The sequence below is a fragment of the Streptomyces colwelliae genome, from assembly GCF_048158785.1.
Classification (GTDB): Bacteria; Actinomycetota; Actinomycetes; order Streptomycetales; family Streptomycetaceae; genus Streptomyces.
Genome location: NZ_JBLTJC010000049.1, coordinates 1 through 24,050 on the forward strand (window position 1 = coordinate 1; position 24,050 = coordinate 24,050).

The 24,050-nt window shown below is 70.4% G+C and carries 23 protein-coding genes; 4 read left to right on the top strand and 19 right to left on the bottom strand.

From position 1 onward, the window contains the following. The coding region (locus tag ACNFOC_RS13060; RefSeq protein ID WP_416959286.1) for a hypothetical protein at nucleotides 1-227 on the top strand (227 nt) is incomplete at its 5' end. A gap of 611 nt (nucleotides 228-838) precedes the next feature. Here the strand turns inward: ACNFOC_RS13060 and ACNFOC_RS13065 are convergent. From ACNFOC_RS13065 to pgsA, 15 genes are all read right to left on the bottom strand, one after another. After that, nucleotides 839-1,378 (bottom strand): adenine phosphoribosyltransferase, encoded by a 540-nt coding sequence (locus ACNFOC_RS13065; protein ID WP_416959287.1) that lies wholly within the window; start codon nucleotides 1,376-1,378, stop codon nucleotides 839-841. Beyond that, the gene (secF, locus tag ACNFOC_RS13070; RefSeq protein WP_416959288.1) at nucleotides 1,375-2,499 is read right to left on the bottom strand and encodes a protein translocase subunit SecF; all 1,125 of its coding nucleotides are present in this window, start codon (nucleotides 2,497-2,499) and stop codon (nucleotides 1,375-1,377) included. The genes ACNFOC_RS13065 and secF overlap by 4 nt, the downstream gene beginning before the upstream one ends. 1 nt (nucleotide 2,500) lies before the next feature. Next, nucleotides 2,501-4,267 carry a protein translocase subunit SecD gene (secD, locus tag ACNFOC_RS13075; protein WP_416959289.1) on the bottom strand — a complete coding sequence of 589 codons (1,767 nt, stop codon included), beginning with the start codon at nucleotides 4,265-4,267 and terminating at the stop codon, nucleotides 2,501-2,503. A 141-nt stretch (nucleotides 4,268-4,408) separates the two neighbouring features. Next, entirely contained in the window at nucleotides 4,409-4,915 is a 507-nt protein-coding gene (gene yajC / locus ACNFOC_RS13080) for a preprotein translocase subunit YajC (protein WP_416959290.1), read from the bottom strand. A gap of 164 nt (nucleotides 4,916-5,079) precedes the next feature. Then, a complete protein-coding gene (gene ruvB, locus ACNFOC_RS13085; RefSeq protein WP_406128851.1) occupies nucleotides 5,080-6,150 on the bottom strand; it encodes a Holliday junction branch migration DNA helicase RuvB in 1,071 nt (356 codons plus the stop codon). 11 nt (nucleotides 6,151-6,161) lie between these two features. Continuing rightward, complete coding sequence (ruvA, locus tag ACNFOC_RS13090; RefSeq protein ID WP_019059777.1) at nucleotides 6,162-6,770, bottom strand: Holliday junction branch migration protein RuvA; 609 nt, start codon at nucleotides 6,768-6,770, stop codon at nucleotides 6,162-6,164. After that, entirely contained in the window at nucleotides 6,767-7,378 is a 612-nt protein-coding gene (gene ruvC / locus ACNFOC_RS13095) for a crossover junction endodeoxyribonuclease RuvC (RefSeq protein ID WP_416959291.1), read from the bottom strand. The genes ruvA and ruvC overlap by 4 nt, the downstream gene beginning before the upstream one ends. Before the next feature lie 205 nt (nucleotides 7,379-7,583). Beyond that, nucleotides 7,584-8,336: a YebC/PmpR family DNA-binding transcriptional regulator gene (locus ACNFOC_RS13100; RefSeq protein WP_416959292.1), complete on the bottom strand. Its 753-nt coding sequence runs from the start codon at nucleotides 8,334-8,336 to the stop codon at nucleotides 7,584-7,586. Nucleotides 8,337-8,387: 51 nt separating this feature from the next. Continuing rightward, nucleotides 8,388-8,993: a pyridoxal 5'-phosphate synthase glutaminase subunit PdxT gene (gene pdxT / locus ACNFOC_RS13105; protein ID WP_416959293.1), complete on the bottom strand. Its 606-nt coding sequence runs from the start codon at nucleotides 8,991-8,993 to the stop codon at nucleotides 8,388-8,390. Between the two features lie 6 nt (nucleotides 8,994-8,999). Then, nucleotides 9,000-9,911, bottom strand: a complete 912-nt coding sequence (gene pdxS, locus ACNFOC_RS13110; protein ID WP_401952368.1) for a pyridoxal 5'-phosphate synthase lyase subunit PdxS — start codon at nucleotides 9,909-9,911, stop codon at nucleotides 9,000-9,002. A gap of 126 nt (nucleotides 9,912-10,037) precedes the next feature. After that, the gene (locus ACNFOC_RS13115; RefSeq protein WP_405946788.1) at nucleotides 10,038-10,580 is read right to left on the bottom strand and encodes a hypothetical protein; all 543 of its coding nucleotides are present in this window, start codon (nucleotides 10,578-10,580) and stop codon (nucleotides 10,038-10,040) included. Nucleotides 10,581-10,605: 25 nt separating this feature from the next. Further along, entirely contained in the window at nucleotides 10,606-11,547 is a 942-nt protein-coding gene (locus ACNFOC_RS13120; RefSeq protein WP_416959294.1) for a formylglycine-generating enzyme family protein, read from the bottom strand. Nucleotides 11,548-11,585: 38 nt separating this feature from the next. Next, complete coding sequence (locus tag ACNFOC_RS13125; RefSeq protein ID WP_416959295.1) at nucleotides 11,586-12,746, bottom strand: glycosyltransferase family 4 protein; 1,161 nt, start codon at nucleotides 12,744-12,746, stop codon at nucleotides 11,586-11,588. Continuing rightward, on the bottom strand, nucleotides 12,743-13,654 hold the full coding sequence (locus tag ACNFOC_RS13130; protein WP_416959296.1) for a phosphatidylinositol mannoside acyltransferase: 912 nt from the start codon (nucleotides 13,652-13,654) through the stop codon (nucleotides 12,743-12,745). Before ACNFOC_RS13130 ends, ACNFOC_RS13125 begins: the two co-directional genes overlap by 4 nt. Further along, a complete protein-coding gene (gene pgsA, locus ACNFOC_RS13135) occupies nucleotides 13,651-14,400 on the bottom strand; it encodes a phosphatidylinositol phosphate synthase (RefSeq protein ID WP_416959317.1) in 750 nt (249 codons plus the stop codon). The genes ACNFOC_RS13130 and pgsA overlap by 4 nt, the downstream gene beginning before the upstream one ends. 232 nt (nucleotides 14,401-14,632) lie before the next feature. Here pgsA and ACNFOC_RS13140 point away from each other — a divergent pair, with 232 nt between their 5' ends. After that, nucleotides 14,633-16,828 (top strand): elongation factor G-like protein EF-G2, encoded by a 2,196-nt coding sequence (locus tag ACNFOC_RS13140; protein WP_416959297.1) that lies wholly within the window; start codon nucleotides 14,633-14,635, stop codon nucleotides 16,826-16,828. 208 nt (nucleotides 16,829-17,036) lie between these two features. Then, nucleotides 17,037-18,701, top strand: a complete 1,665-nt coding sequence (locus tag ACNFOC_RS13145; RefSeq protein WP_416959298.1) for an AbeC-like domain-containing protein — start codon at nucleotides 17,037-17,039, stop codon at nucleotides 18,699-18,701. A gap of 22 nt (nucleotides 18,702-18,723) precedes the next feature. On the opposite strand, the gene ACNFOC_RS13150 is transcribed toward ACNFOC_RS13145, so the two are convergent. Continuing rightward, nucleotides 18,724-19,284, bottom strand: coding sequence for an HIT family protein (locus tag ACNFOC_RS13150; protein WP_416959299.1), 561 nt, complete (start codon nucleotides 19,282-19,284; stop codon nucleotides 18,724-18,726). 67 nt (nucleotides 19,285-19,351) lie between these two features. Between ACNFOC_RS13150 and ACNFOC_RS13155 the strand changes: the two genes are divergently transcribed. Beyond that, nucleotides 19,352-20,008, top strand: coding sequence for a potassium channel family protein (locus ACNFOC_RS13155; protein ID WP_416959300.1), 657 nt, complete (start codon nucleotides 19,352-19,354; stop codon nucleotides 20,006-20,008). 30 nt (nucleotides 20,009-20,038) lie between these two features. Here ACNFOC_RS13155 and thrS read toward each other — a convergent pair whose 3' ends face one another. The 3 genes from thrS to ACNFOC_RS13170 all read right to left on the bottom strand — a co-directional run bounded on the left by thrS (nucleotide 20,039) and on the right by ACNFOC_RS13170 (nucleotide 23,958). Then, nucleotides 20,039-22,015, bottom strand: coding sequence for a threonine--tRNA ligase (gene thrS / locus ACNFOC_RS13160; protein WP_416959301.1), 1,977 nt, complete (start codon nucleotides 22,013-22,015; stop codon nucleotides 20,039-20,041). Nucleotides 22,016-22,162: 147 nt separating this feature from the next. Then, the gene (locus tag ACNFOC_RS13165) at nucleotides 22,163-23,395 is read right to left on the bottom strand and encodes a hypothetical protein (RefSeq protein WP_416959302.1); all 1,233 of its coding nucleotides are present in this window, start codon (nucleotides 23,393-23,395) and stop codon (nucleotides 22,163-22,165) included. Next, nucleotides 23,392-23,958, bottom strand: coding sequence for a DUF4365 domain-containing protein (locus tag ACNFOC_RS13170; protein ID WP_200689140.1), 567 nt, complete (start codon nucleotides 23,956-23,958; stop codon nucleotides 23,392-23,394). The genes ACNFOC_RS13165 and ACNFOC_RS13170 overlap by 4 nt, the downstream gene beginning before the upstream one ends. Between the last annotated feature and the right edge of the window lie 92 nt (nucleotides 23,959-24,050).

Consider the following 24,050-nt stretch of genomic DNA (forward strand, 5'->3'; position numbering starts at 1 on the left):
TGGGGGAGTCGATGCTGGTCATCGAGACGACGGAGGGCATCGCAGGGCACCGTGTCCTCCTTGTCGAGCGACGGCTTGTCGTCCTCCACGGGGACTTCCTCTACCTGCTGCTCGACCTTCCGCGGCGGCGATGCTTCGCGGCGGTCAGGGGCTGGGCCTCGTCTGCCAAGAGGACTCCTCGTGCGCGATCCGGGTCCCCCGGTCAGGCTCCGGAGTGCCCATGGTAGCGATCCCGGGCTCCGGGCTCGCCTTCAGGCCGATGTGAGGGCCGTCCACTGGTGAAACACGAGGGGCTGTCTCCGGCATTCCGGAGGTGATGCGAGGGCGGCTTGAAGGTGTCCGGCGGGGGTGTTTCGGGCCGGGCAGCGGGGGGTCGGAGGTACCGGGCCAAGCGCAGCACCATCGCAGTTCGTCCGGGCGGACGGCGGCAGATCAGAGGGACCTGGTCGATCGCAGCACCATCGTGACTCGTCCGAGCAAGCGACCGGGGAGAGGCGGGAGGCACCCGTCCGACCACCACGCGATCGCGGCTCCTCCGAGCAGGCGACGGCGGACCGGAGATACCCGGCCAAGCGCAACGGCATCGCGGCTCCTCCGGGCGGACGACGGCGGGCCAGAGGGACCTGACCGACCGGAGCACCTCATCGGCTCCTCCGGGCAAGCGACCGCGGAGAGGCCGGAGGATCCGGCCGACCACCGCGCCATCGCGGCTTGTCGCGTCCACTCGCCGGAGCCGCGCGTGGGAAACAGCCCCGCGTACTCAGGGGTGCACGGAAACGGCCGCCCCGGTGGTACCGGGGCGGCCGTTCGCGAATCGCCGCAGGACGTGCTGTCGGCTTCAGACCACCAGCAGCGCTTCCAGCGGGGCGCCGTCCAGTGCCGGTTCCAGGCGGGCGCGGCCCGCGAGGAAGCCCAGCTCCATCAGGACCGCGACGCCGGCGACCTGTGCGCCCGCCCTGCGGATCAGCTGGAGGGAGGCCTCGGCGGTGCCGCCGGTGGCCAGGACGTCGTCGACGACCAGGACGCGGTCTCCGGCGCTCAGGTCCTCGGCGTGCACCTCGATCTCGGCGGAGCCGTACTCCAGGTCGTACGCCTGGCTGAGGGTCGCTCCGGGGAGCTTGCCCGCCTTGCGTACGGGGATGAAGCCGACGCCCGCGCGGACGGCCACCGGGGCGCCGAGGATGAAGCCACGGGCCTCCAGGCCCACGACCTTCGTCGCACCGGTGCTCACGACGATCTCGGCGAGTGCGTCGGTGAGCGCCGTGAACGCGGCCGGGTCCGCCAGGAGCGGGGTGATGTCCTTGAACATCACGCCCGGCTCCGGGTAGTCGGCCACATCGCGGATACGGCTGAGCAGCAGTTCCTTGATGTCGGTCATCGACGCTTCCCCGAGGGACGGCCACGGCCGCGGTTGCGGGACGCCGGCTGGGTGCGCGGGCCCACGACAGCTGCCGCGTCCTCGGGCTCGTCGTCGTAGTCGTCGTCCGAGCGGTTGACGACCTGGGACTCCGCCGGCTCGCCCTGCGCGGCGGCCTGGGCCCGCTTGGCGAGGACGCGCTTCTTGAGCGCCTTCATCTGCGGCTCGGCCTCCTTGAGGTCGGCGACGAGCGGCGTGGCGATGAAGATCGAGGAGTACGCACCGGCCGCGAGGCCGACGAACAGCGACAGCGAGATGTCGTTGAGGACACCCGCGCCGAGGAAGCCGCCGCCGATGAACAGCAGGGCCGCGACCGGCAGCAGCGCGACCACCGTGGTGTTGATCGACCGCACCAGGGTGCCGTTGATCGACCGGTTGGCGATGTCGCTGTAGGTCCAGCGGGTCTGCTTGGTGATGTCCTTGGTCTGCTCCTTGAGGCTGTCGAAGACGACGACCGTGTCGTAGAGCGAGTAACCGAGGATGGTCAGCAGACCGATCACCGTGCCGGGCGTGACCTCGAAGCCGACGAGGGCGTAGATGCCGATGGTGATGGTGATGTCGTGGATCAGGGCGACGAGCGCCGCCAGGGCCATGCGCCACTCGAAGGCGATCGCCAGATAGATCACGACCAGCACCATGAAGATCGCCAGGCCCTCCCAGGCCTTGTTGGCGACCTGGTCACCCCAGCTCGGGCCGACCAGGTCCGCGGCGATGCTCTCGGAGTCGACCTTCAGGTCCTTCGACAGCTGCTTCTTGATGCTGTCGGACTTGTCCGTGTCGATGCCGGCGATCTGGATGCGCAGGCTGCCGTCGCCGAGCTTCTGGACGACCGCGTCGTGGCCGGAGGCGTCCTCGGCGTACTTCTCCACCTGGCTCACCGAGGCGCTCATGCCCTTGGGCGTGGTGAAGGCGGCGCCGCCCTGGAACTCGATGCCCATGTTCAGGCCGCGCACCGTCAGGCCGAGGATGGCCGTGATGGTGATCAGGATCGAGATGCCGTACCAGATCTTGCGATTGCCGACGAAGTCGTACCCGACCTCGCCACGGTGCAGTCGGGCGCCGAGGTTGCCGAGTTTCGACATCTCACGCCTCCTTCGGGTCGACGGGGGCGGAGGGACGGCGGGTGCGGCGCAGCGGCGGCTTGGCGCCCAGCGCCTTCGGGTCGATGCCGGACCACTTGTGGCCGTCCGCGAAGAACTTCCGGCGGGCGAGGATGGTCATCAGCGGCTTGGTGAAGAGGAAGACGACGACGACGTCGAGCACGGTGGTCAGACCGAGGGTGAACGCGAAGCCCTGGACCTTGCCGACGGTGACGATGAACAGCACCGCGGCGGCGAGGAACGACACGAAGTCGGAGACCAGGATGGTGCGCCGGGCACGCGGCCAGGCCCGCTCGACGGAGGGACGCAGCGAGCGGCCCTCCCGGATCTCGTCCCGGATGCGTTCGAAGAACACGATGAACGAGTCCGCGGTGATACCGATCGCGACGATCGCGCCGCAGACCGCCGGCAGGTTCAGCGCGAAGCCGATGCCCGGGCCGAGCAGCGCCATGATCACGTACGTGAGGATCGCGGAGACCAGCAGCGAGGGGATCGCGATGACCGACAGGCCGCGGTAGAAGATCAGCAGGTAGAGGACGACCAGCGCGAGGCCGATCGCGCCCGCGATCAGACCGGCGTGCAGCTGCTCACCGCCGAGGGCCGCGGTCACCGTGGTGACGCTGTCCGTCTTGAAGGTCAGCGGCAGGGCGCCGTACGACAGCATGTTGGCGAGGCTCTGGGCCTCTTCCTGGGTGAAGCTGCCGGAGATCTCCGCGCTGCCGCCGGTGATCGACGAGCTGACGGACGGGCTGGAGACGACCTGGCCGTCGAGGACGATGCCGAACTCGTTCTGCGGGGCGGTGTTCTTCGCCAGTTCACCGGTGATCGTGGCGAACTTGGAGCCGCCCTTGCCGGTGAAGTCCATGGTGACCTGCCAGCCGGCGGCGGTCGTCGTGTTCAGGACGGCCGCGGCCTTCTTGACGTCGGTACCGTCCACGGCGGCGGGGCCGAGCACGTACTTGTACCAGACGCCCGAGACCTGGCCGCAGGCCACGGTCGCGTCCTCGGCCTTGGCGTTTTTGCCGGCGGTGTTCTGGACCGACTTCTTGGAGCAGTCGAGCGCGGTGTACTGGGCCTCCAGCTTGGCGGCCGCCTCGCTGGCGGCGGCGCTGCTGCTCGCCGACGGGGTGGCGCTGGCCGAGGCCGAGGCGCTGGGGCTCGCGGACGAGGTGGCGTCGGCCTTCAGCGCGTCGCTGGCGGCACGGCCCTGAGAGGTGGCGGTGGCCGTCGGGGGCGCGGAGCCGGTCGAGGAGGCGGTCGCCTTGGAGCTGGCCGAGCTCGACGGGCTGCTGGAGGCGCTGCTGGACGCGCTCGGTGACGGGCTCGTCGTCGCGGCGCCCGTGGACGCCTCCGTGGCCAGGACCGGGCGGAAGTACAGCTTGGCCGTCGTACCGACCTGCTGCCGTGCCTCCTCCGAGTTCGTGCCCTTCGGGATGTTGACGATGATGTTCTTGTCGCCCTGGGTCTGGACCTCGGCCTCCGAGACACCAAGACCATTGACACGGCGGTTCATGATGTCGACCGCGGTGTCCATGTTGGTCTTGTTGATCGACGACGCCTCGCCGGGCTGGGCCACCGCCCGCAGGGTGATGCTCGTGCCGCCGGCCAGGTCGATGCCGAGACGCGGAGTGCTGTGCCCGGATGCGAACATGCCACCGGTGAGCGCCACGATGGCGATCAGGATGAGGGCCAGCGAGCGCCACGGCTTGCTCTGGGCGCTCGCGCTGCGGCCCCTCTTAGGTGCTGCCACCTTCTCGTACTCCCTCTCGGGCCGCTCCGCGCCGGGTCAGCGCGGCTGCGGCCATGACATGGTGTCGGATCCCGTGCGAGCGACGCACGTACCCGGGGTGCGCGGGGCGCGAGCGGGTCGCGCCGCGCTCCCGGGACGTGACTACTTCGCGTCGGACTCGCCGTCGGACTTCTTCGGCTCTTCTTCCGTCTTCGCCTCTGCGGCCTCGGCCGGCTCCTCGGTGGCGTCGGCCGGCTCGTCGGCCGCGTCCTTCTTGCCGAGGTCGATGGGCTTGTCGTCGGAAGAGTCGGCGGCGGGCTCGTCGGTCTCGGTGAGGGAGGAGGCGTCGTCCGGGACGGTGTCGGCGTCGTCCTTCAGGTCGTGCTCGACGCCGTGGACGATGCGGTTGTACTCGTCGTCGGTGAGGACGGCGCCGATCGCGTTCTTCGCGAAGAGAAGTTCGATGCCCGGGCCTGCGTCGAGGAGAACCGTCTCCTCGTTGACTTCCTTGACCGTCGCGTACACGCCCCCGATCGTGCGGACGCCGGTGCCGGGCTGCATGTCATTACGCATCGACGCGGCCGCCTGCTGCTTGCGCTTGGCAGAGCGGGTCATCAGGAACATGGCCCCGATGAGCACGATGAACGGGAGGAGGGTCACGATATTCACGGGACGGAATTTCCTTCGCACGACCGCGGCGGGAGCGGCCTGGTGGATGGGGGTGGTCGGCGCCGCCCACAAGGGCGGCATCGGCGGAGTCTAAGCGAGTCCACGCTGATGGAACAACGCTCAGCATGGCACCGGGGTTCCTGACCTTGCCAGCGCCCCCGCCGTCACGCCCCGAACAGGTCCCCTTGTCCGTTTCCCCCGGTTGACGAGCGGGGCGGGGTGAGGCCGAGATGCGCCCACGCGGCGGGGGTGGCGACGCGTCCGCGCGGGGTGCGGGCCAGCAGTCCCTCCCGTACGAGGAAGGGTTCGGCGACCTCTTCGACGGTCTCGCGCTCCTCCCCCACGGCGACCGCGAGCGTGGACAGGCCGACGGGTCCGCCGCCGAACAGCTTGAGCAGCGCTTCGAGGACACCGCGGTCGAGCCTGTCGAGGCCCCGGCCGTCGACCTCGTAGACCTTGAGGGCGGCCCCGGCGATGTCCTGGGTGATGAATCCGTCGGCCTTGACCTGCGCGTAGTCCCGGACGCGGCGCAGCAGCCGGTTGGCGATGCGGGGGGTGCCGCGGGAGCGTCCGGCGATCTCGGCGGCGCCGTCGGGGTCGATCTCCACGTCGAGCAGGTTGGCCGAGCGGTGGATGACGCGCTCCAGCTCGGTGGGTTCGTAGAACTCCATGTGCGCGGTGAAGCCGAAGCGGTCGCGCAGCGGCGGTGGCAGCAGTCCCGCGCGCGTGGTGGCGCCGACCAGGGTGAACGGCGGGAGTTCGAGCGGGATCGCGGTGGCGCCGGGGCCCTTGCCGACGATGACGTCGACGCGGAAGTCCTCCATCGCCATGTAGAGCATCTCTTCGGCGGGCCGGGACATGCGGTGGATCTCGTCGAGGAAGAGGACCTCGCCCTCCTGGAGGGAGGAGAGGATCGCGGCGAGGTCGCCGGCGTGCTGGATGGCGGGGCCGCTGGTGATGCGGATCGGGGCTTCCATCTCGGCCGCGATGATCATCGAGAGGGTGGTCTTGCCGAGGCCGGGGGCCCCGGAGAGCAGCACGTGGTCGGCGGTGGCGCCACGCGCGCGTGCGGCGCGCAGCACCAAGTCGAGCTGCTCGCGGACCTTCTCCTGGCCGATGAACTCGCCCAGGTCCTTGGGGCGCAGGGCGGCCTCGACGGCCTGGTCCTCGCGGTCGGCGACAGAGCCCACCAGCCGCTCGGCGGCGGTCTCGTCGGTCGTGTCGTCCCAGTTCACTGACGGTTCTCCTAGCGGGCGCGGTTCAGGGTCTGTAGAGCCGCCTTGAGCAACTGCCCCACCTGCGGCGCACCCTCGGCGGCCTCGGCCTGCGGTGCTACGGCGGCCACGGCCTCGTCGGCCTCGCGGGTGGCGTACCCGAGGCCGATGAGCGCGGCGTGCAGCTGATCCCGCCAGCCGCTGGTGACCGGGGCGCCGATCGCCGGGGCGGACCCCACCGGGGCGCCGAGCCGGTCCTTGAACTCCAGCAGCAGCTTCTGGGCGCCCTTCTTGCCGATGCCCGGGACCGCCATCAGCGCCTTCTCGTCCCCAGCGGCAACCGCCCGGCGCAGCGCGTCCGGGGTGTGCACGGCGAGCATCGCCTGCGCGAGCCGGGGACCGACGCCGGTAGCGGTCTGGAGCAGCTCGAAGATCTGGCGCTCGTCGTCGTCCACGAAGCCGTACAGGGTGAGCGAGTCCTCGCGGACGACGAGCGAGGTGGCGAGCTTGGCGGGCTTGCCTAGGCGGAGCGTGGACAGGGTGTTCGGCGTGCACTGGATGGCCATGCCGACACCACCGACCTCGACCACCGCGGCGTCGGGAGCGAGTGCGGCGACCGTGCCACTGACGAAGGCGATCATGCGGTACGGCCTTTCGGAGCGCGCGGGGTTTTCGGGGCTTGCGTGGCTTGCGGGGCTTTGAGCGTGCCGGCCGCGTGTTGGGCGACCGCCTGTTGCAACCGGTTCTGGGCGACCGCCTGTTGGAGGCGGTTGGTCGCGGGGCCGCGCCAGATGTGGCAGATGGCGAGGGCGAGGGCATCGGCCGCGTCGGCGGGCTTCGGGGGTGCGTCGAGCCGGAGCAGCCGGGTCACCATGGCGCCGACCTGGGCCTTGTCGGCGCGGCCGCTGCCGGTGACGGCGGCCTTGACCTCGCTGGGGGTGTGCAGGGCGACGGGAATGCCGCGGCGGGCGGCACAGAGCATCGCTACGGCGCTGGCCTGGGCGGTGCCCATCACCGTGCGCACGTTGTGCTGGCTGAACACCCGCTCCACGGCGACGAATTCGGGCCGGTGTTCGTCGAGCCACGCTTCGATGCCCTGCTCGATGGCGACGAGGCGCAGCCCCAACTCGGCGTCCGCCGGGGTCCGTACGACTCCGACGCCGACCATGGTGAGCGGCCGGCCCGCGACGCCTTCGACGACACCGACACCGCATCGGGTCAGTCCGGGGTCCACCCCGAGTACGCGCACGCCACCCTCCCCCTTTTTTGCGGCTGAACCGCCGCCGCTCTCGCGGACCTGGCTGAGCACCGGCGGGGTTCCCCAATTGATGATTGCGGTCCGCGGTCGGTGATCTTTGACTTCCGCCAGGCTATCCGCTGCCACCGACAACGGCGGCGGGCCGACGGGACGTGTCCCGTCGGCCCGCCGAAATCCCGCTCAGCTCGCGGCAGCGCTACGCGTCGACCTTCTCCATGACCTCGTCGCTGACGTCGAAGTTGGCGAAGACGTTCTGTACGTCGTCGCTGTCCTCCAGGGCGTCGATCAGCTTGAAGATCTTGCGGGCGCCGTCCTCGTCGAGCTCGACCTGCATGGTCGGGACGAAGTTGGCGTCGGCGGAGTCGTAGTCGATGCCGGCGTCCTGGAGCGCGGTGCGGACCGCGACCAGGTCGGTGGCCTCGGAGATGACTTCGTAGGACTCACCGAGGTCGTTGACCTCCTCGGCGCCCGCGTCGAGCACGGCACCCAGGACGTCGTCCTCGGACAGCTCGCCCTTGGGGACGACGACGACACCCTTGCGGTTGAAGAGGTACGAGACGGAGCCGGGGTCGGCCATGTTGCCGCCGTTGCGGGTCATGGCGACACGCACGTCCGAGGCGGCGCGGTTGCGGTTGTCGGTGAGGCACTCGATGAGCACCGCGACGCCGTTCGGGCCGTAACCCTCGTACATGATCGTCTCGTAGTCGGCGCCACCGGCTTCGAGACCGGCGCCGCGCTTGACCGCGGAGTCGATGTTCTTGTTCGGGACCGAGCTCTTCTTGGCCTTCTGGATGGCGTCGAACAGCGTCGGGTTGCCGGACACATCGGCGCCACCGGTACGGGCCGCGACCTCGATGTTCTTGATCATTTTCGCGAAGAGCTTGCCGCGCTTGGCGTCGATCACGGCCTTCTTGTGCTTCGTCGTAGCCCATTTAGAGTGGCCGGACATCTGCCTGTCTCCTTCGCGTAACCCAACTCTTTACGAACCCCAGAGATCCTACTAGGACCCCGGAGCCAGGTTCGCGCGCACCATGTCGACGAACAGGGAGTGCACGCGGTGGTCGCCGGTCAGTTCCGGGTGGAACGACGTGGCGAGCGCGTTGCCCTGGCGGACCGCGACGATGTGGCCCTCGTGTTCGGCGAGGACCTCGGTCTCGGCACCGACGGACTCGACCCAGGGGGCGCGGATGAAGACGCCCTCCACAGGATCGCCCTCGATGCCCCGGACGTCGACAGCTGCTTCGAAGGATTCGTTCTGCCGGCCGAAGGCGTTGCGGCGCACGATCATGTCGATGCCGCCGATCGTCTCCTGGCCCGAGCGCGGGTCGAGGATCTTGTCGGCGAGCATGATCAGGCCGGCGCAGGTGCCGTAGACAGGCATTCCGGCACGCACGCGTGCGCGAAGGGGGTCCATGACCCCGAAGAGGACGGCCAGCTTGGAGATGGTGGTCGACTCACCCCCGGGGATGACGAGACCGTCCACCTCGGCGAGTTCCTCGGGGCGCCTGACCTGCCTGGCCACGGCGTCCGCCGCGGCCAGGGCGATCAGGTGCTCCCGTACGTCGCCCTGGAGCGCCAGGACGCCGATGACAGGTGCTTGCGTCATGGGTGGTTACCAGCCGCGGTTGGCGTAGCGCTCGGCCTCGGGGAGGGTGTCGCAGTTGATGCCGACCATGGCCTCGCCGAGGTTGCGGGACGCGTCCGCGATGATCTTCGGGTCGTCGTAGAAGGTGGTCGCCTTCACGATGGCGGCGGCGCGCTTGGCCGGGTCGCCGGACTTGAAGATGCCGGAGCCGACGAAGACGCCCTCGGCGCCGAGCTGGCGCATCAGCGCGGCGTCGGCGGGGGTGGCGACGCCGCCGGCGGAGAAGAGCACGACCGGGAGCTTGCCGAGTTCGGCGACCTCGCGGACGATCTCGTACGGGGCGCGCAGCTCCTTGGCGGCGGCGTACAGCTCGTTGTTGTCGAAGCCCCGCAGCTTGGCGATCTCGTTCTTGATCTGGCGCAGGTGGCGGACCGCCTCGACGACGTTGCCTGTGCCGGCCTCGCCCTTGGAGCGGATCATGGCGGCGCCCTCGGCGATGCGGCGCAGGGCCTCGCCCAGGTTGGTGGCACCGCAGACGAAGGGGGTCGTGAAGGCCCACTTGTCGGAGTGGTTGACCTCGTCGGCCGGGGTGAGGACCTCGGACTCGTCGATGTAGTCGACGCCGAGGGACTGGAGGACCTGGGCCTCGACGAAGTGACCGATGCGGGACTTGGCCATGACCGGGATCGAGACCGCCTCGATGATCTCCTCGATCATCGTCGGGTCGGACATCCGGGCCACGCCGCCGTCCTTGCGGATGTCGGCGGGGACCCGCTCCAGGGCCATGACGGCCACGGCACCGGCGTCCTCGGCGATCTTCGCCTGCTCGGCGTTGACCACGTCCATGATCACACCGCCCTTGAGCTGCTCGGCCATGCCGCGCTTCACGCGCGCGGTGCCGGTCTCGGGAGTCTGGGCGGAGCTGGGGGTGCTGGACACGGGGTGACCTCACTCGGTGAAAGAGGGTTGCTGCAGTACCGAGGAAACGTCAGAGATGCAGGCCACAGCAAGGGCCAATGGGTAGGCGGTGGATCGTTTTCGAACCACTGTGCCCCGGGGCAACCGCTACGCGGCCCGGTCGACCAGTGCCGCCGGCGGCTCGTCGTCCATCTCGAAGGCCATCGGGAAGGGGGCGTGTCCGGCCAGCCGGAACCAGCGGACCTTGCGGTGGCGGCGCAGGGCGCGGGCGGCGCGTACGGAGTCGTTGTGGAAGCGCCGGGCCATGGGCACCCGCCGTACCGCCTCGGTGAGTTCGCGGGCCGCCGCCTCTCCCCCGGGTGCCTCGCGGACGCCCTCCACCTGCGGGGCCTCGGCGAAGACGGCGCGCAGGGCCTGGCTCAACTCGCTCTCGGCGACCTCCCGTTGCTCCTCCTCGGCCTGCCGGGCGGCGTGCGCGGCTTCGTAGAGGACGATCGAGGCGGCCGGGTCGAGGACTCCGGAGGTGGCCAGTTCCTGGGTCACCGAGGCGCGGCGCAGCAGTTGGGCGTCGAGCGCCGCGCGGGCCGCGTCGATCCGGGCGTGCAGCCGGTCGAGCCGCCCCGCGGTCCAGCTCAGGTACAGGCCGATCGCCACGAGGGCGACGAGGATCCAGATCAGGGTTGGCGTCACGGGCGGCAAGGCTACCCGCCCGTGGTCACGGTCCCGTCAGGTCCCACGCGCAGCGGAAACCGCCGTGCCCCGTGGACGAGTCGGGGGTGTTCTTGGAGCGGGCGGCGACCCGGTAGCGGTGGCAGTAGGAGGCGTGGCAGAGGTACGAGCCGCCGCGGATCACGCGCTCCTCGCCCTCCGGCGTGAAGCGGTCGGCGCACCACTCCCACACGTTGCCCGAGGTGTTGAACAGGCCGAAGCCGTTGGGCTCGTACGCGTCCACGGGGACGGTTCCCGTGGCGCCGCCGGGGCGGGTGCTGACCCGGGGGAAGTCGCCCTGCCAGGTGTTCAGTTGCCCGGGAGCGAAATCGTCGCCCCAGGGATAACGCCGGCCCTCCAGGCCACCGCGCGCCGCGTACTCCCACTCCGCCTCGGTGGGCAGCCGGGCGCCCGCCCAGGCGCAGTAGGCGAGCGCGTCGCGGTACGAGACGTGCACCACGGGGTGGTCGGCGCGGCCCGTGACGTCCGAGCCGGGGCCCTCCGGCGCGCTCCAGGAGGCGCCTTCCACACCGAGCCACCAGGGTGCCGCCTCGACCTGGCCGAACACGGCGCCGTGCGCGCGGGGATGCAGCAGCAGGTGGAACACGAACGAACTCCCGTACCGCTCCGCCTCGGTGACGTGTCCGGTGTCCTCCACGAAGCGGGCGAAGCGCGCGTTGGTGACGGCGGTCGCGTCGATACGGAACCGTTCGACGGTGACCGTCCGGACAGGCCCTTCGGCGTCCTCCGGGTAGCCCTCGCCGAACGCGTCGCCCATACGGAACTCGCCCCCGGGAAGGGCGATCGCGCAGCTGTCGTCGCAGCTCGCAGGAGAAGCGAATCGGCCGCCCGGAGAAGTGAGTTGGGAAATTGAACCGCCTTCCCGTCGCCCCGGTGCGGCGAGTTGGAAAAGCGAACCGTCCTCCCCGCGCGCGGGCGCACTAGGCATACAACACGGCGCCCCCGCGCGGTCCTCCCCCGGCACCCTCAGTCCCGGGCCAGTCCGAACCGTGCCCGGAGTCCGGTGCGTTCGTCGGTGGCGACGGCAGCGGCACCGGCGGCCACCGTCTCGTACACGGACAGGATGTCGGCGCCGACCGTCGACCAGTCGAACCGCCGCACATGGGCGCTCCCGCTCCGCCGCAGCTCCGCCAGCCGATCGGGGTCGCCCAGCAGCCGTACGGCGGCCTCGGCGAGCGCGTCCGCGTCCTCGTTGGCGAACAGTTCGCCCGCGACGCCCTGGTCGAGGACCTGCGCGAAGGCGGGGAGGTCCGAGGCGAGCACCGGGGCGCCCGCCGACATGGCCTCGACGAGGATGATGCCGAAGCTCTCGCCGCCGGTGTTGGGGGCGACGTAGAGGTCGATGCTGCGCAGGAAGCGGGCCTTGTCCTCGTCGCTGACCATGCCGAGGAACTCGACGCGCGAGCGCAGTTCCTTGGGCAGCGACTCGACGGCCTCCTCCTCGTCGCCGCGACCGGCGACCAGGAGTCTGGCTTTCGGGCGCTCGGCGAGGATCTTCGGCAGGGCGTTCATCAGCACCGGGAGGCCCTTGCGGGGCTCGTCGATGCGCCCTATGAAGCCGATCGTCTCGCCCTGCCACTCGGGCTTGGGCTCGGCGCGGGCGAAGTAGTCGACGTCGACGCCGTTCGGGATGACGACCGCGTCCCCGCCGAGGTGTTCGACGAGCGTGCGGCGGGCGTACTCGCTCACCGCGATCCGCGCGCTGATCTTCTCCAGCGCGGCCTGGAGGATCGCGTACGCGGCGATCATCGCCCGGGAGCGCGGGTTCGAGGTGTGGAAGGTGGCGACGATCGGGCCCTGTGCCGCCCAGCAGGCGAGCAGACCGAGGGACGGCGAGGTCGGTTCGTGGATGTGGATGACGTCGAACTCGCCGTCGTGCAGCCAGCGTCGGACCCGGGCGGCCGACAGGAAGCCGAAGTTCAGCCGGGCCACCGAGCCGTTGTACGGCACCGGGACGGCGCGGCCGGCCGAGACGACGTACGGCGGCAGCGGGGTGTCGTCGTCGGCCGGAGCCAGGACGGACACCTCGTGGCCGAGCCGGATGAAGTACTCGGCGAGGTCTCTGATGTGGAACTGGACGCCGCCCGGCACGTCCCAGGAGTAGGGGCAGACGATGCCGATCCTCACGAGGGCCCCTTCGTGGGGTCGAGATCCGCGAGCCACAAGCGCTGGAGCATGTGCCAGTCCTCCGGGTGGTCGGCGATGCCGGTGGCGAAAGCGTCTGCCAGCGCCTGTGTGATGACAGACGTCTTCTCGGCCCGGTCACCTGACTCGGGCACCTCGACCGGCGGATGGACCCGGCCCTTCATGACCGGCGAGTCGTCGTACCAGAGCGTCACGGGGAGCAGCAGCGCGCCCGTCTGCTGGGCGAGGAGGGCCGGTCCGGCGGGCATCCGGGTCGTCTCGCCGAAGAACTTCACCTCGACACCGGAGGCGGACAGGTCGCGCTCGGCGACCAGGCAGACCAGGCCGCCGTCGCGCAGCCGCCGGGCGAGCGTGCCGAAGGCGGTGCCGCCGCTGTGCGGGAGAACCTCCATGCCGAGGCCCTCGCGGTAGGCGACGAACCGGTCGTAGAGCGTCTCCGGCTTGAGGCGTTCGGCCACCGTGGTGAACGGGGTCTCCAGCTTGGTGGTGACCCAGGCGCCGGCGAGGTCCCAGTTGGCCATGTGGGGCAGCGCGAGGATGACACCGCGGTCGGAGGCGATGCCGTCGGTCAGGTGGTGGACGTCCTTGGGCTCGAAGCCCGCCTTCACGCGCTCGGCGCTCCAGGCGGGCAGCCGGAAGGACTCCATCCAGTAGCGCAGGTACGACCGCATGCCCGCGCGCGAGAGCTCGGCGAGCCGCTCGGGGCTCGCGTCGGGCACCACGCGCGCGTAGTTGCTCTCCAGCCGCCGTACGCCCTTGCCGCGCCGCTTCCAGGCGAGGTCGGCGACGGTGCGGCCGAGCCGGACGGCGACCGGCTCGGGGAGCTTCTTGACGGCACCCCAGCCGAGGCCGTAGAGCGCGTCCGTCAGCCGCTCCTGGGCACTGCTCACGGAGTCGCCCCGCTGCTGTGCTGTTCGGTGGTCTGTTCGGTGGTCTCCTCGGCCGCCGTGGCGTCGGCCTCGGCGGCCTCCCGGCGGACCGTGACGACCCGCTGGATCAGCGTGACGAGGCTGCCCACGGCGACGATCCACAGCGCGATCGGCAGCAGCCACTGGATGCCCGGTACGCCGAACTTGTGCAGTCCCGAGAGACCGCACGCGACCAGCGAGATGACGAGCCGCTCGGCCCGCTCGACCAGTCCGTTGACGGCGACCGGCAGGCCGATCGACTCGCCGCGCGCCTTGGTGTACGACACCACCTGGCCGCTGGCCAGGCAGAAGATCGAGACGGCGCACAGGGCGATGTTGTCGCCGCCGCCCGCGTACCAGAGGGCCAGACCGCCGAAGACCGCACTGTCGGCCACCCGGTCGAGCGTGGAGTCCAGGAAGGCGCCCCAGCGGCTGGAGCGGCCCAGCTGGCGGGCCATGTTGCCGTCGACGAGGTCCGAGAACACGAACAGCGTGATCACGACCGTGCCCCAGAAGAACTCGCCCATGGGATAGAAGACCAGCGCGCCCGCGACCACTCCGGCGGTACCGAGGAGGGTGACCGTGTCGGGGCTGACGCCCCGGCGGATCAGAAACGCGGCGAACGGCGTGAGGACACGCGTGAAGAATGCACGCGCGTACTTGTTCAGCATGGCCTTCCCGAGGGTCGGTGTCGCCGCGCGGCCCCTGCTGGCCACCGGCTGGCCCATCGTAGCCACGCGCGCGCGTGGGCGACGGCCGGGCACCCGCGTGCCCATGTTCTGAATGGCCGCGGCACGACGCGATGCCCTCGGTGTCACGGCCGGATCGCGTCCGCTGTATGGACGCACCGTGACGGGAGTGGAAAGCTCGAAGCACCGCGGGCGTCATCGGAGCCGCCACCGCACGCGGCTGCGTGTGTCCGCGCCCACAGTGACCTCACCGTGTACGGGAGGCAAGGCCATGGGCGACAAGGCGAACGCACACCCCGGAGCCGCCGGCAGGGCTACAGCGGCCGACCACCCCGCGTCCGTACGGAATGTGGTGCTGGTCGGCCACTCCGGATCGGGCAAGACGACTCTGGTGGAGGCCCTCGCGCTGACCGCGGGGGCGGTGAACAGGGCGGGCCGTGTGGAGGACGGCGGCACCGTCTCCGACTACGACGAGATCGAGCACCGGCAGCAGCGCTCGGTGCAGCTCTCCCTGGTGCCCGTCGACTGGGACGGGTACAAGGTCAATCTTCTCGACACCCCCGGGTACGCCGATTTCGTCGGCGAGTTGAGGGCCGGTCTGCGAGCGGCGGACGCGGCCCTCTTCGTCGTCTCGGCCTCCGACGGCGTGGACGGCTCGACCCGCATGGTGTGGGAGGAGTGCGCGGCGGTCGGCATGCCGCGCGCCATCGTCATCACGCATCTGGAGTCCGCGCGCGCGGACTTCGAGTCGATGACCCGGTACTGCGCGGAGGCGTTCGGCGCGGACGACCCCGACGCCGTGCTCCCGCTGTATCTGCCGCTGCACGGCGCGCCGGGGCCGGACGGGCACGCGCCCGTGACCGGTCTTGTCGGGCTGCTGTCGCAGAAGGTGTTCGACTACGCGTCCGGGGAGCGCAAGGAGTCCGAGCCCGGGCCCGACCAGCTGCCGCGGATCGAGGAGGCCCGCAACCGGCTCATCGAGGGGATCATCGCGGAGAGCGAGGACGAGACCCTCATGGACCGCTATCTCGGCGGCGAGGACATCGACGTCAAGACGCTCGTCGGCGACCTGGAGCGGGCCGTCGCGCGCGGGGTCTTCTTCCCGGTGCTGGCGGCCGCTCCCGCCGCCGAGGGCGCCCGGCAGGGCCTCGGCACGGTCGAGCTCCTGGAGCTGATCACAGGCGGCTTCCCGACCCCGCTGGAGCGCGCGGCGCCCGGGGTCACCACGGTCGACGGCAGGGCGCGGGAGCTCAAGCCGTGCGACCCGGACGGGCCGCTGGTCGCCGAGGTCGTGAAGACCGCCTCCGACCCGTACGTCGGCCGGGTCTCCCTGGTCCGCGTCTTCTCCGGGACGCTGCGGCCCGACGCGACCGTCCATGTCTCCGGGCACGGGCTCGCCGACCGCGGGCACGAGGACCACGACGTCGACGAACGCGTCGGCTCCCTGTCCGCGCCCTTCGGCAAACACCAGCGGGCGCTCACGCACTGCATCGCGGGCGACCTCGCGTGCGTGGCGAAGCTGGGCCGCGCGGAGACCGGGGACACGCTTTCGGCCAAGGACGACCCGCTGCTCATGGAGCCGTGGGAGATGCCCGACCCACTGCTGCCGCTCGCCATCCAGGCGCACAGCAAGGCGGACGAGGACAAGCTCTCGCAGGGCCTGAGCAGGCTCGTCGCCGAGGACCCGACCATGCGCCTGGAGCAGAACCAGGACACCCACCAGGTAGTCCTGTGGTGCCTCGGCGAGGCCCACGCGGACGTCGCCCTGGAACGGCTGCGCAACCGCTACGGCGTCCAGGTCGACCTCGTGCCGCACAAGGTCTCCCTACGGGAGACGTTCGCCGCCAAGGCGCAGGGGCGCGGCCGGCACGTCAAACAGTCGGGCGGGCACGGGCAGTTCGCGATCTGCGAGATCGAGGTCGAGCCGCTGCCGGGCGGCACGGGCATCGAGTTCGTGGACAAGGTCATCGGGGGCGCGGTGCCCCGGCAGTTCATCCCGTCGGTGGAAAAAGGCGTAAGGGCCCAGGCGGCGAGGGGAGTTGCGGCCGGGCATCCGCTTCTCGACGTCCGGATCACGCTCCTGGACGGCAAGGCGCACTCGGTGGACTCCTCGGACGCCGCGTTCCAGACGGCCGGCGCGCTGGCCCTGCGGGAGGCCGCGGTCGACGCGAAGATCCACCTCCTGGAACCGGTGGCCGAGGTGACCGTGCTGGTCGGCGACGACTACGTGGGCGCCGTGATGAGCGACCTGTCCGGGCGGCGCGGCCGGGTGCTCGGCACCGAGCAGACGACCGGCGGGCGCACGCTCGTCCGGGCCGAGGTGCCGGAGATCGAGATCGGCCGCTACGCCGTGGACCTCCGCTCCCTCTCGCACGGCACCGCACGCTTCAACCGCACGTACGCCCGCCACGAGCCGATGCCTCCGCAGATCGCCGAGCGGATCCGCGAAGAGGCGGGCGACGCCTAGCAGTTGATGCCGAGTGGCTCACGTGTGGCGTTCGACGACCCACAAGTGGCCTGAATGGAACGATCACTTCCGGGTTGGCGGGCGGCTTCGGCTGTCCGCCGACGAATGTCAGTGATGGCCGATACGCTGATGACCTGATCAACAGGTGTGCGGAGCACGGAAGTCGGGAAAGCCGCAGAAGCGGGAGCAGCGGCGATCGGGGGCGGGAATGACCGTTGACAGCGGTTACGCGGACATCTTCGGACCACAGGTGCCGCGTACCGGCGACGAGGGACAGACAGCGACCTTCGCGCTGGCCTCGGCGGCCTACCGGGACAACCCGGTCGCCGACATCAAGAAGGCCGACAACGAATGGCACCAGACGACGGTCAATCCCGGCCTCTGGACGACGCTCTTCCGCCCCAACCTCGGTGAGGCGTTCTCCGGGGCCGTGGTGGCCCGCATGCTCGGCCCCGGACGCAAGCCGCTCATCCAGTCGTTCGGCACCGAACCGCAAGCCGTCGTCGAGCACGCCCTGGCGGCGAACAACATCCGCCGGGCCCGTGACAACAGGCTGTCCGCGATCATGGTGCTGTGCGGCCTGCTCTTCCTGCCCGGGCTCGTCGTCTGGCTGCTGGTCTTCCAGCTGCGCAGCATGATCGACAAGGGCACCAAGAACAACAAGAGGGCAGGCGCGCTCGCCACGGCCCTGCTCGTCGCCGTGGGCGCGTTCGCCGTGATCTTCCTGATCAAGATGCCGTTCACGGGCTTCTGGGCCTGGTACGCACGCGCGTGCGTCGTCCTCCCCGTGGTCGGCTGGCTGTGGGCCAAGCAGGTCTGCGAGAACACCGCGAAGGATCTGCGCGAGCGCTGGGGCAGTCTGCTGTCGGGCAGCAGCGTCGGCGCCAAGGTCCCCGAGGCGGTGCCGACCAGCCCCGGCGAGACCCAGGCCGAGCAGCTCCGCCAGTCCCTGGCCACGCTCAGCGCCGAGCAGCAGTCCAACTCGATCTTCTACGCCGGGCCCAAGGGCATCCTCGGCATGGGCACCCGCTGGGGCAGCTGGCAGCTCGCCGAGGACCTGATCGCGCGGGACGCCGACCGGGAGATCCACCCCTTCCGCAGCTGGGACGTCATCCGCAACATCCACGACGACCTGCGCATGCTGGAGCGGAACACGATCAACACCGGCGGCTTCCCCAAGGCGTCCATACGCCACTGGGTCGTCACGCCGATCGGCGAGGGCGCCAAGGCCGTGTCCCGGCCCGGGGGCACGGACGTCGACGCGTACCAGGTCAAGACGCACGCGATACAGGACATCTGCAACAAGCAGCAGTTCGGCGCCGGCGACCGCCACTACCTGGGTGTCCAATGGACGCTCTGGGAAGGGCAGTTGGTCATCACCATGATGATCACGGTCACCGTGCTGCACAAAACGCTGCGCATCGAGATCACCGGGCACGCCCTGGGTCCCGTGAACTCACTGTTCACCGGCAAGCCCGAGGCCCCCACGAAGGACGTCCAGAAGACGCTCAAGCCGTGGGAGACCCGCAAGGTGAAGCTCCCGCTCGTCCCCGCCGCCGAGGTCGTACGCCTCGCCGTCCGCGCCCCGATCACCTGGTACCCGCCGCTGCTGAACTGGCTCGGCGGCTCCATATCCCTGCCCGAGCCGTTCGGCCTGCGGCACGCCTGGGCCGACCAGCCCTGGCGCCACCGCTTCATGGCGGACGACGCGCTGCGCGCCGCGACACCGGTGCTGCGCGTGGTGCACGCCGCGGCGATCCGCGTCCTCGACGAGAACGGCGTGGACACGGAGAAGTTCGGCAACCGCTCGTCGTTCCTCAGCACGAACGTGCAGGACGCGTCACCGAGGAAGGCAGACCTCTACGACGCGTAGGTGCCGTAAAAGAGCGCGTGGCTCACGCCGTGGGCCACGCATCGGCGAGCATCGTCCGTGTGTCCGCGAGGAGTTGCGGCAGCACCTTCGTGTGGCCGACCACCGGCATGAAGTTCGTGTCGCCGCCCCAGCGCGGGACGATGTGCTGGTGCAGGTGGGCGGCGATACCCGCGCCCGCCACGCTCCCCTGGTTCATGCCGATGTTGAAGCCGTGCGCGCCGGACGCGGTGCGCAGGGCCGTCATCGCCTGCTTGGTGAGCGCGGCCAGCTCCACGGTCTCCGCGTCCGTCAGGTCGGTGTAGTCCGCGACGTGACGGTAGGGCACGACCATCAGATGGCCGCCGTTGTACGGGTACAGATTGAGCACCCCGTACACCAGCTCACCGCGCCTGACGATCAGCCCGTCCTCGTCCGATTTGGCCGGAATCGAGCAGAAGGGGCAACCGTCGTCGGCACCGGGGCCGGTCGGCTTGTTCTCACCCTGGATGTAGGCCATCCGGTGGGGCGTCCAGAGGCGCTGGAACGCGTCCGGCGTGCCCACTCCGATCTGCTGCTCCGGCTCACTCGTCATGCAAGGAAGCATATGGCTTCGCCCGTTCGCGGCGTGTCGCCGGGGTTGCGCGAAACCCCTCCCGCGTCAAGCTGGGCCGATGGACGACGACAGCCGCAAGGCCCGCTGGGAGCAGCGCACGGAGGTCCCCCTCGCCGTGGCGTCGATGGTCTTCCTCGCCGCGTACGCGGTCCGCATCCTGGCCCACGGCCTCCCGGACACCTGGGGGGACCTCTGCCTCGCCGCGCTGTTCGCCGCCTGGGCGCTCTTCGCCATCGACTACGCCGTCCGCTGGCGACTGAGCGGGCAGCGACTGCGCTTCGTCCGAACCCACTGGCTGGACACCCTGGTCCTGCTCCTGCCCCTACTGCGACCGCTCCGCGTCGTCAGGGTCTACGAGGCCGTCCAACGACGGCACGGACAGCCCCGACTCGCCCTGCACGCGCGCGTGATGGTCTACGCCGGTCTGTCCACCGTGCTGCTGGGCTTCGCCGGCGCCCTCTCCGTCTACCACGAGGAACACGCGGCCCCGGGCGCGACGATAAGGACGTTCGGCGACGCCGTGTGGTGGACCTGCGCGACCTTCGCGACCGTCGGCTACGGCGACGTCGCTCCCGTCACCCCGCTCGGCCGCCTCATCGCCGTAGGCATGATGGCCATCGGCCTGGCCCTGCTCGGCGCCGTCACCGGAACCTTCGCCTCCTGGCTGCTCCAGGTCTTCGCGCGGGAGGACGACGAGAGGCCCCCGGGGATCTGAACTCCCCGAGGGCCTCCCAAACCAACAGGGTCAGACCTGCACGCGGTCCGCCACGACCTGCTCGATCTTCGCGATGGCGTCGTCGAACGCGATGCCGTTCTCCTGCGAGCCGTCGCGGTAACGGAAGGACACCGTGCCCGCGTTCATGTCCTCGTCGCCGACGATGACCATGAACGGGACCTTCTGCTTCTGCGCGTTGCGGATCTTCTTCTGCATCCGGTCCGAGGACGAGTCGACCTCGACGCGCAGGCCCTTCTTCTTGGCCGCTACGGCGAACTTCTCCAGGTACTCGACGTGCCCGTCCCCGATCGGGATGCCGACCGCCTGCACGGGCGCCAGCCACGCCGGGAACGCACCCGCGTAGTGCTCAAGGAGGACCGCGAAGAACCGCTCGATGGAACCGAACAGCGCGCGGTGGATCATGACCGGCCGCTGCTTGGAGCCGTCAGGACCGGTGTACTCCAGGTCGAACCGCTCCGGCAGGTTGAAGTCCAGCTGGACGGTGGACATCTGCCAGGTCCGGCCGATCGCGTCCTTCGTCTGGACGGAGATCTTCGGGCCGTAGAAGGCGGCGCCACCCGGGTCGGGAACGAGCGGCAGCCCCTGCTTCTCGGCGACCTGGCGCAGCGTCTCCGTGGCCTCTTCCCAGACCTCGTCCGAGCCGACGAACTTCTCCGGGTCCTTGGTGGACAGTTCCAGATAGAAGTCCGTGAGGCCGTAGTCCCGCAGCAGGTTGAGGACGAACGTGAGCGTCTTGTCCAGCTCGTCGGCCATCTGCTCGCGCGTGCAGTAGATGTGCGCGTCGTCCTGCGTGAAGCCGCGCGCGCGGGTCAGACCGTGTACGACGCCCGACTTCTCGTACCGGTACACGGTCCCGAACTCGAAGAGGCGCAGCGGCAGTTCACGGTACGAGCGGCCGCGCGCGTCGAAGATCAGGTTGTGCATCGGGCAGTTCATGGGCTTGAGGTAGTAGTCCACGCCCTCGTCGAGCTGCATGGGCGGGTACATGCCGTCGGCGTACCAGTCCAGGTGCCCGGACGTCTCGAAGAGCTTCCCCTTCGTCGCGTGCGGGGTGTAGACGAACTCGTAGCCCTCTTCCTCGTGACGGCGCCGCGAGTAGTCCTCCATGACCCGGCGGACGACGCCGCCCTTGGGGTGGAAGACGGCGAGGCCGGAGCCGATCTGCTCGGGGATCGAGAACAGGTCGAGCTCGCTGCCCAGCTTGCGGTGGTCGCGCTTCTCGGCCTCGACCAGGAAGTCGAGGTGCGCCTTCAGCTCCTCCTTGGAGGGCCAGGCGGTGCCGTAGATGCGCTGGAGCATGGGGTTCTTCTCGCTGCCGCGCCAGTAGGCGGCCGCGTTGCGCATCAGCTTGAACGCCGGGATGTTGCGGGTGGTGGGCAGGTGCGGGCCTCGGCAGAGGTCCTTCCAGCACAGGTCGCCGGTCTTGGCGTCGAGGTTGTCGTAGATCGTCAGCTCGCCGGCGCCGACCTCGACGTCCGCGCCATCGTCGGTGGATGCGGAGCCCTTGATGCCGATCAGTTCGAGCTTGTACGGCTCCGAGGCCAGCTCCTCACGAGCCGCCTCGTCGGTCACCACACGGCGCGAGAAACGCTGCCCGCGCTTCTGGATCTCCTGCATCTTCTTCTCGATGGCCTTGAGATCCTCGGGCGTGAACGGCCGCTCGACGTCGAAGTCGTAGTAGAAGCCGTCCTTGACCGGCGGGCCGATGCCCAGCTTGGCCTCGGGGAACAGCTCCTGCACGGCCTGCGCCATGACGTGCGCGGTGGAGTGGCGCAGGATGTTCAGGCCGTCGGTGGAGGAGATCTCGACGGGCTCGACCTCTTCCCCGTCCTTCACCTCGTACGCCAGGTCCTTGAGCTCCCCGGCCACACGCGCGGCGATGATCGAGCGCTCGCCGGCGAAGAGCTCCGCGGCCGTGGTGCCCGTCGTCACCGTGCGCTCTTCCCGCTCGGAATCGCGTTGGATGATCACACGGACGTCTGACACGGGTCTCTCCTGACTACAGGGTGGATGCGGCGCCATACCGTGAGCGCGCGCAATAGGGGATCGTACCGACCCTACGGGCCCCACCGCGAAACGGTCGCCCCCGGGCCCGAGCCCAGGACCGGCCCAGCCCCGCTCCCCCGCGCTCCCTCAGTCCTCCCCGCTGCACGCCTCCTCGAAGAAGTCGAGGTTTTCCTGAAGGGACTTCATCAGCCTGTCCCGCTCCGCCTCGTCCACCTGTACGGGTACGACCCCGGAGGCGCCGGTGAGCCGACGGAACCCGCCCCGGCTCTCCAGCCGCCCGTGCACCCGCACCGGCAGCCCGACGAGGTGGGCGTGCCCGGCTATCCGGTACGACTCCTCGTCCAGGGTCATCCGGACGTGCCCGACCTCGGCGCCGGCGATCACCTGCATCCGTACGGTGCCCTCGCCGCGCGGCCCCGACCTGCGCATCCGCACCACCGAGCCGGTGATGCGCACGGGCATGGCAGGTTCCTCGCGCAGATAGCGGGCCCCGGCCGCGCGCAGCACGGGCAGGTCGCCGGGCGAGAACTCGACGGCCTCGACGGGGGCGGCACAGCCCTCGGGGACCCCGGCGCCGGGCGCCCACTCGACGGCGATCCGGGCGCCCTCGGTGCCGCGCACCAGGGCGACGACGGCCTCGGTCAACTCCCGGCTGACGCCCGCCTCCACGGCTCCGTCGAAGGCGTCCATGCCGCCGGTGGCCCGCTCGTAGTCGATCGCCTCGCGGGTGGCGTACAGGGCCTGGTGGAGGCGTACGGCGAGGGCGCGGCCGGTGTCGACGGGGACGAACGCGGTGAGCCGACGGCCGCCGGGCGCGGAGCCGACGAGGACGTGGTCCAGGGACGCGGCGGCGGGGCGGCGGTGGCGGGCGCCGTAATAGCCCGCACGCGCGCGTGTGGCGAGTGCGGCGGCGAGCAGCATCTGGCGGGCGGCGGCGCGGAGTTGTTCCTCGACGGTCCAGGGCGCGGCGCCCGCCGGTCCGGTCGGGATGTCGCGCCACCAGCGGATCTCGTCGCTCGGTACGGCGAGGCCGACGAGTACCTCGCGGGCGGAGGGGGTGTTGCTGCGGGCGAGCGCGATGAGCGCCTCGCCGAGGAGGTCGTCGCTGTCGGGGAAGGCCCGGCTCTCGGGGACCAGCAGGCTGGTGCCCGAGCCGCCGGGCCCGGGTGGGGTCCAGCGGCCGTATCGTCCGGCTGCTCCGCCGCGCCGCTGCCAGCCGTGCCGGCGCAGCAGGGCGCCGAGGACGGCGGGGTCGACCTCGCCGGGTTCGGGGGCGCGGTCCCAGGACGCGTCGGCGGCATGGTCGTCGGGGTGCGGTCGTACCGCCCGCAGGTGTTCCTCGACCGAGCGGTGCCTCATGGCCTGCCTCCCGTCCCGACCCGCGTCATGATCTCGCACAGCGCCCGGTCGTCGAAGATGCGCGAGGTCGGTATGCGCACGGTGGTCCGGGTCCTGCCGGTGATCGCGTGACCGGCGAGGTTGACCCAGTAGCAGCAGTGCCGCAGGTCGAGCCGGTCGTGGCTGGCGCGCAGCCAGTCGTCCTGGGAGCGCGGGACGAGCATCACGACCAGGATCTTGTGCACCGAGACCGGGGTGCGGGCGAGCTTGCGCAGATGGTCGTTGTCGAGCGTGAAGGAGAAGGAACGTCCCGGCGGATTCGGCGGGATCTGATAAGTGCACTTGAGCTGCACTTTTATCGTGACCTCGTCGTCCACCGTGTGCCCGGGCGAGCCGTGGCTGACGTGCCAGTCGATGCCGTTGTCCGGGAAGGGTTGCGACAGCGAGCAGCCGGCCGCGGCCGCGACGGCGTGCAGATAGCCCACCTGCAATGTCTCCATGCAGGCGGTGGTGGCGAGCGATCCGCGATGGGGTGCCGTCCGTTCGGGCAGCAGCCCGCCCCGCTCGGGCTGCGCTATCACCATGGCCAACAGCCTTCCAAGTTCAGGTGTATCCCGGTGCCGGGTCGCTGAACTGCAAAGACCCGTACTCCTGTTGTCTCCTTCCGGCGTACGGC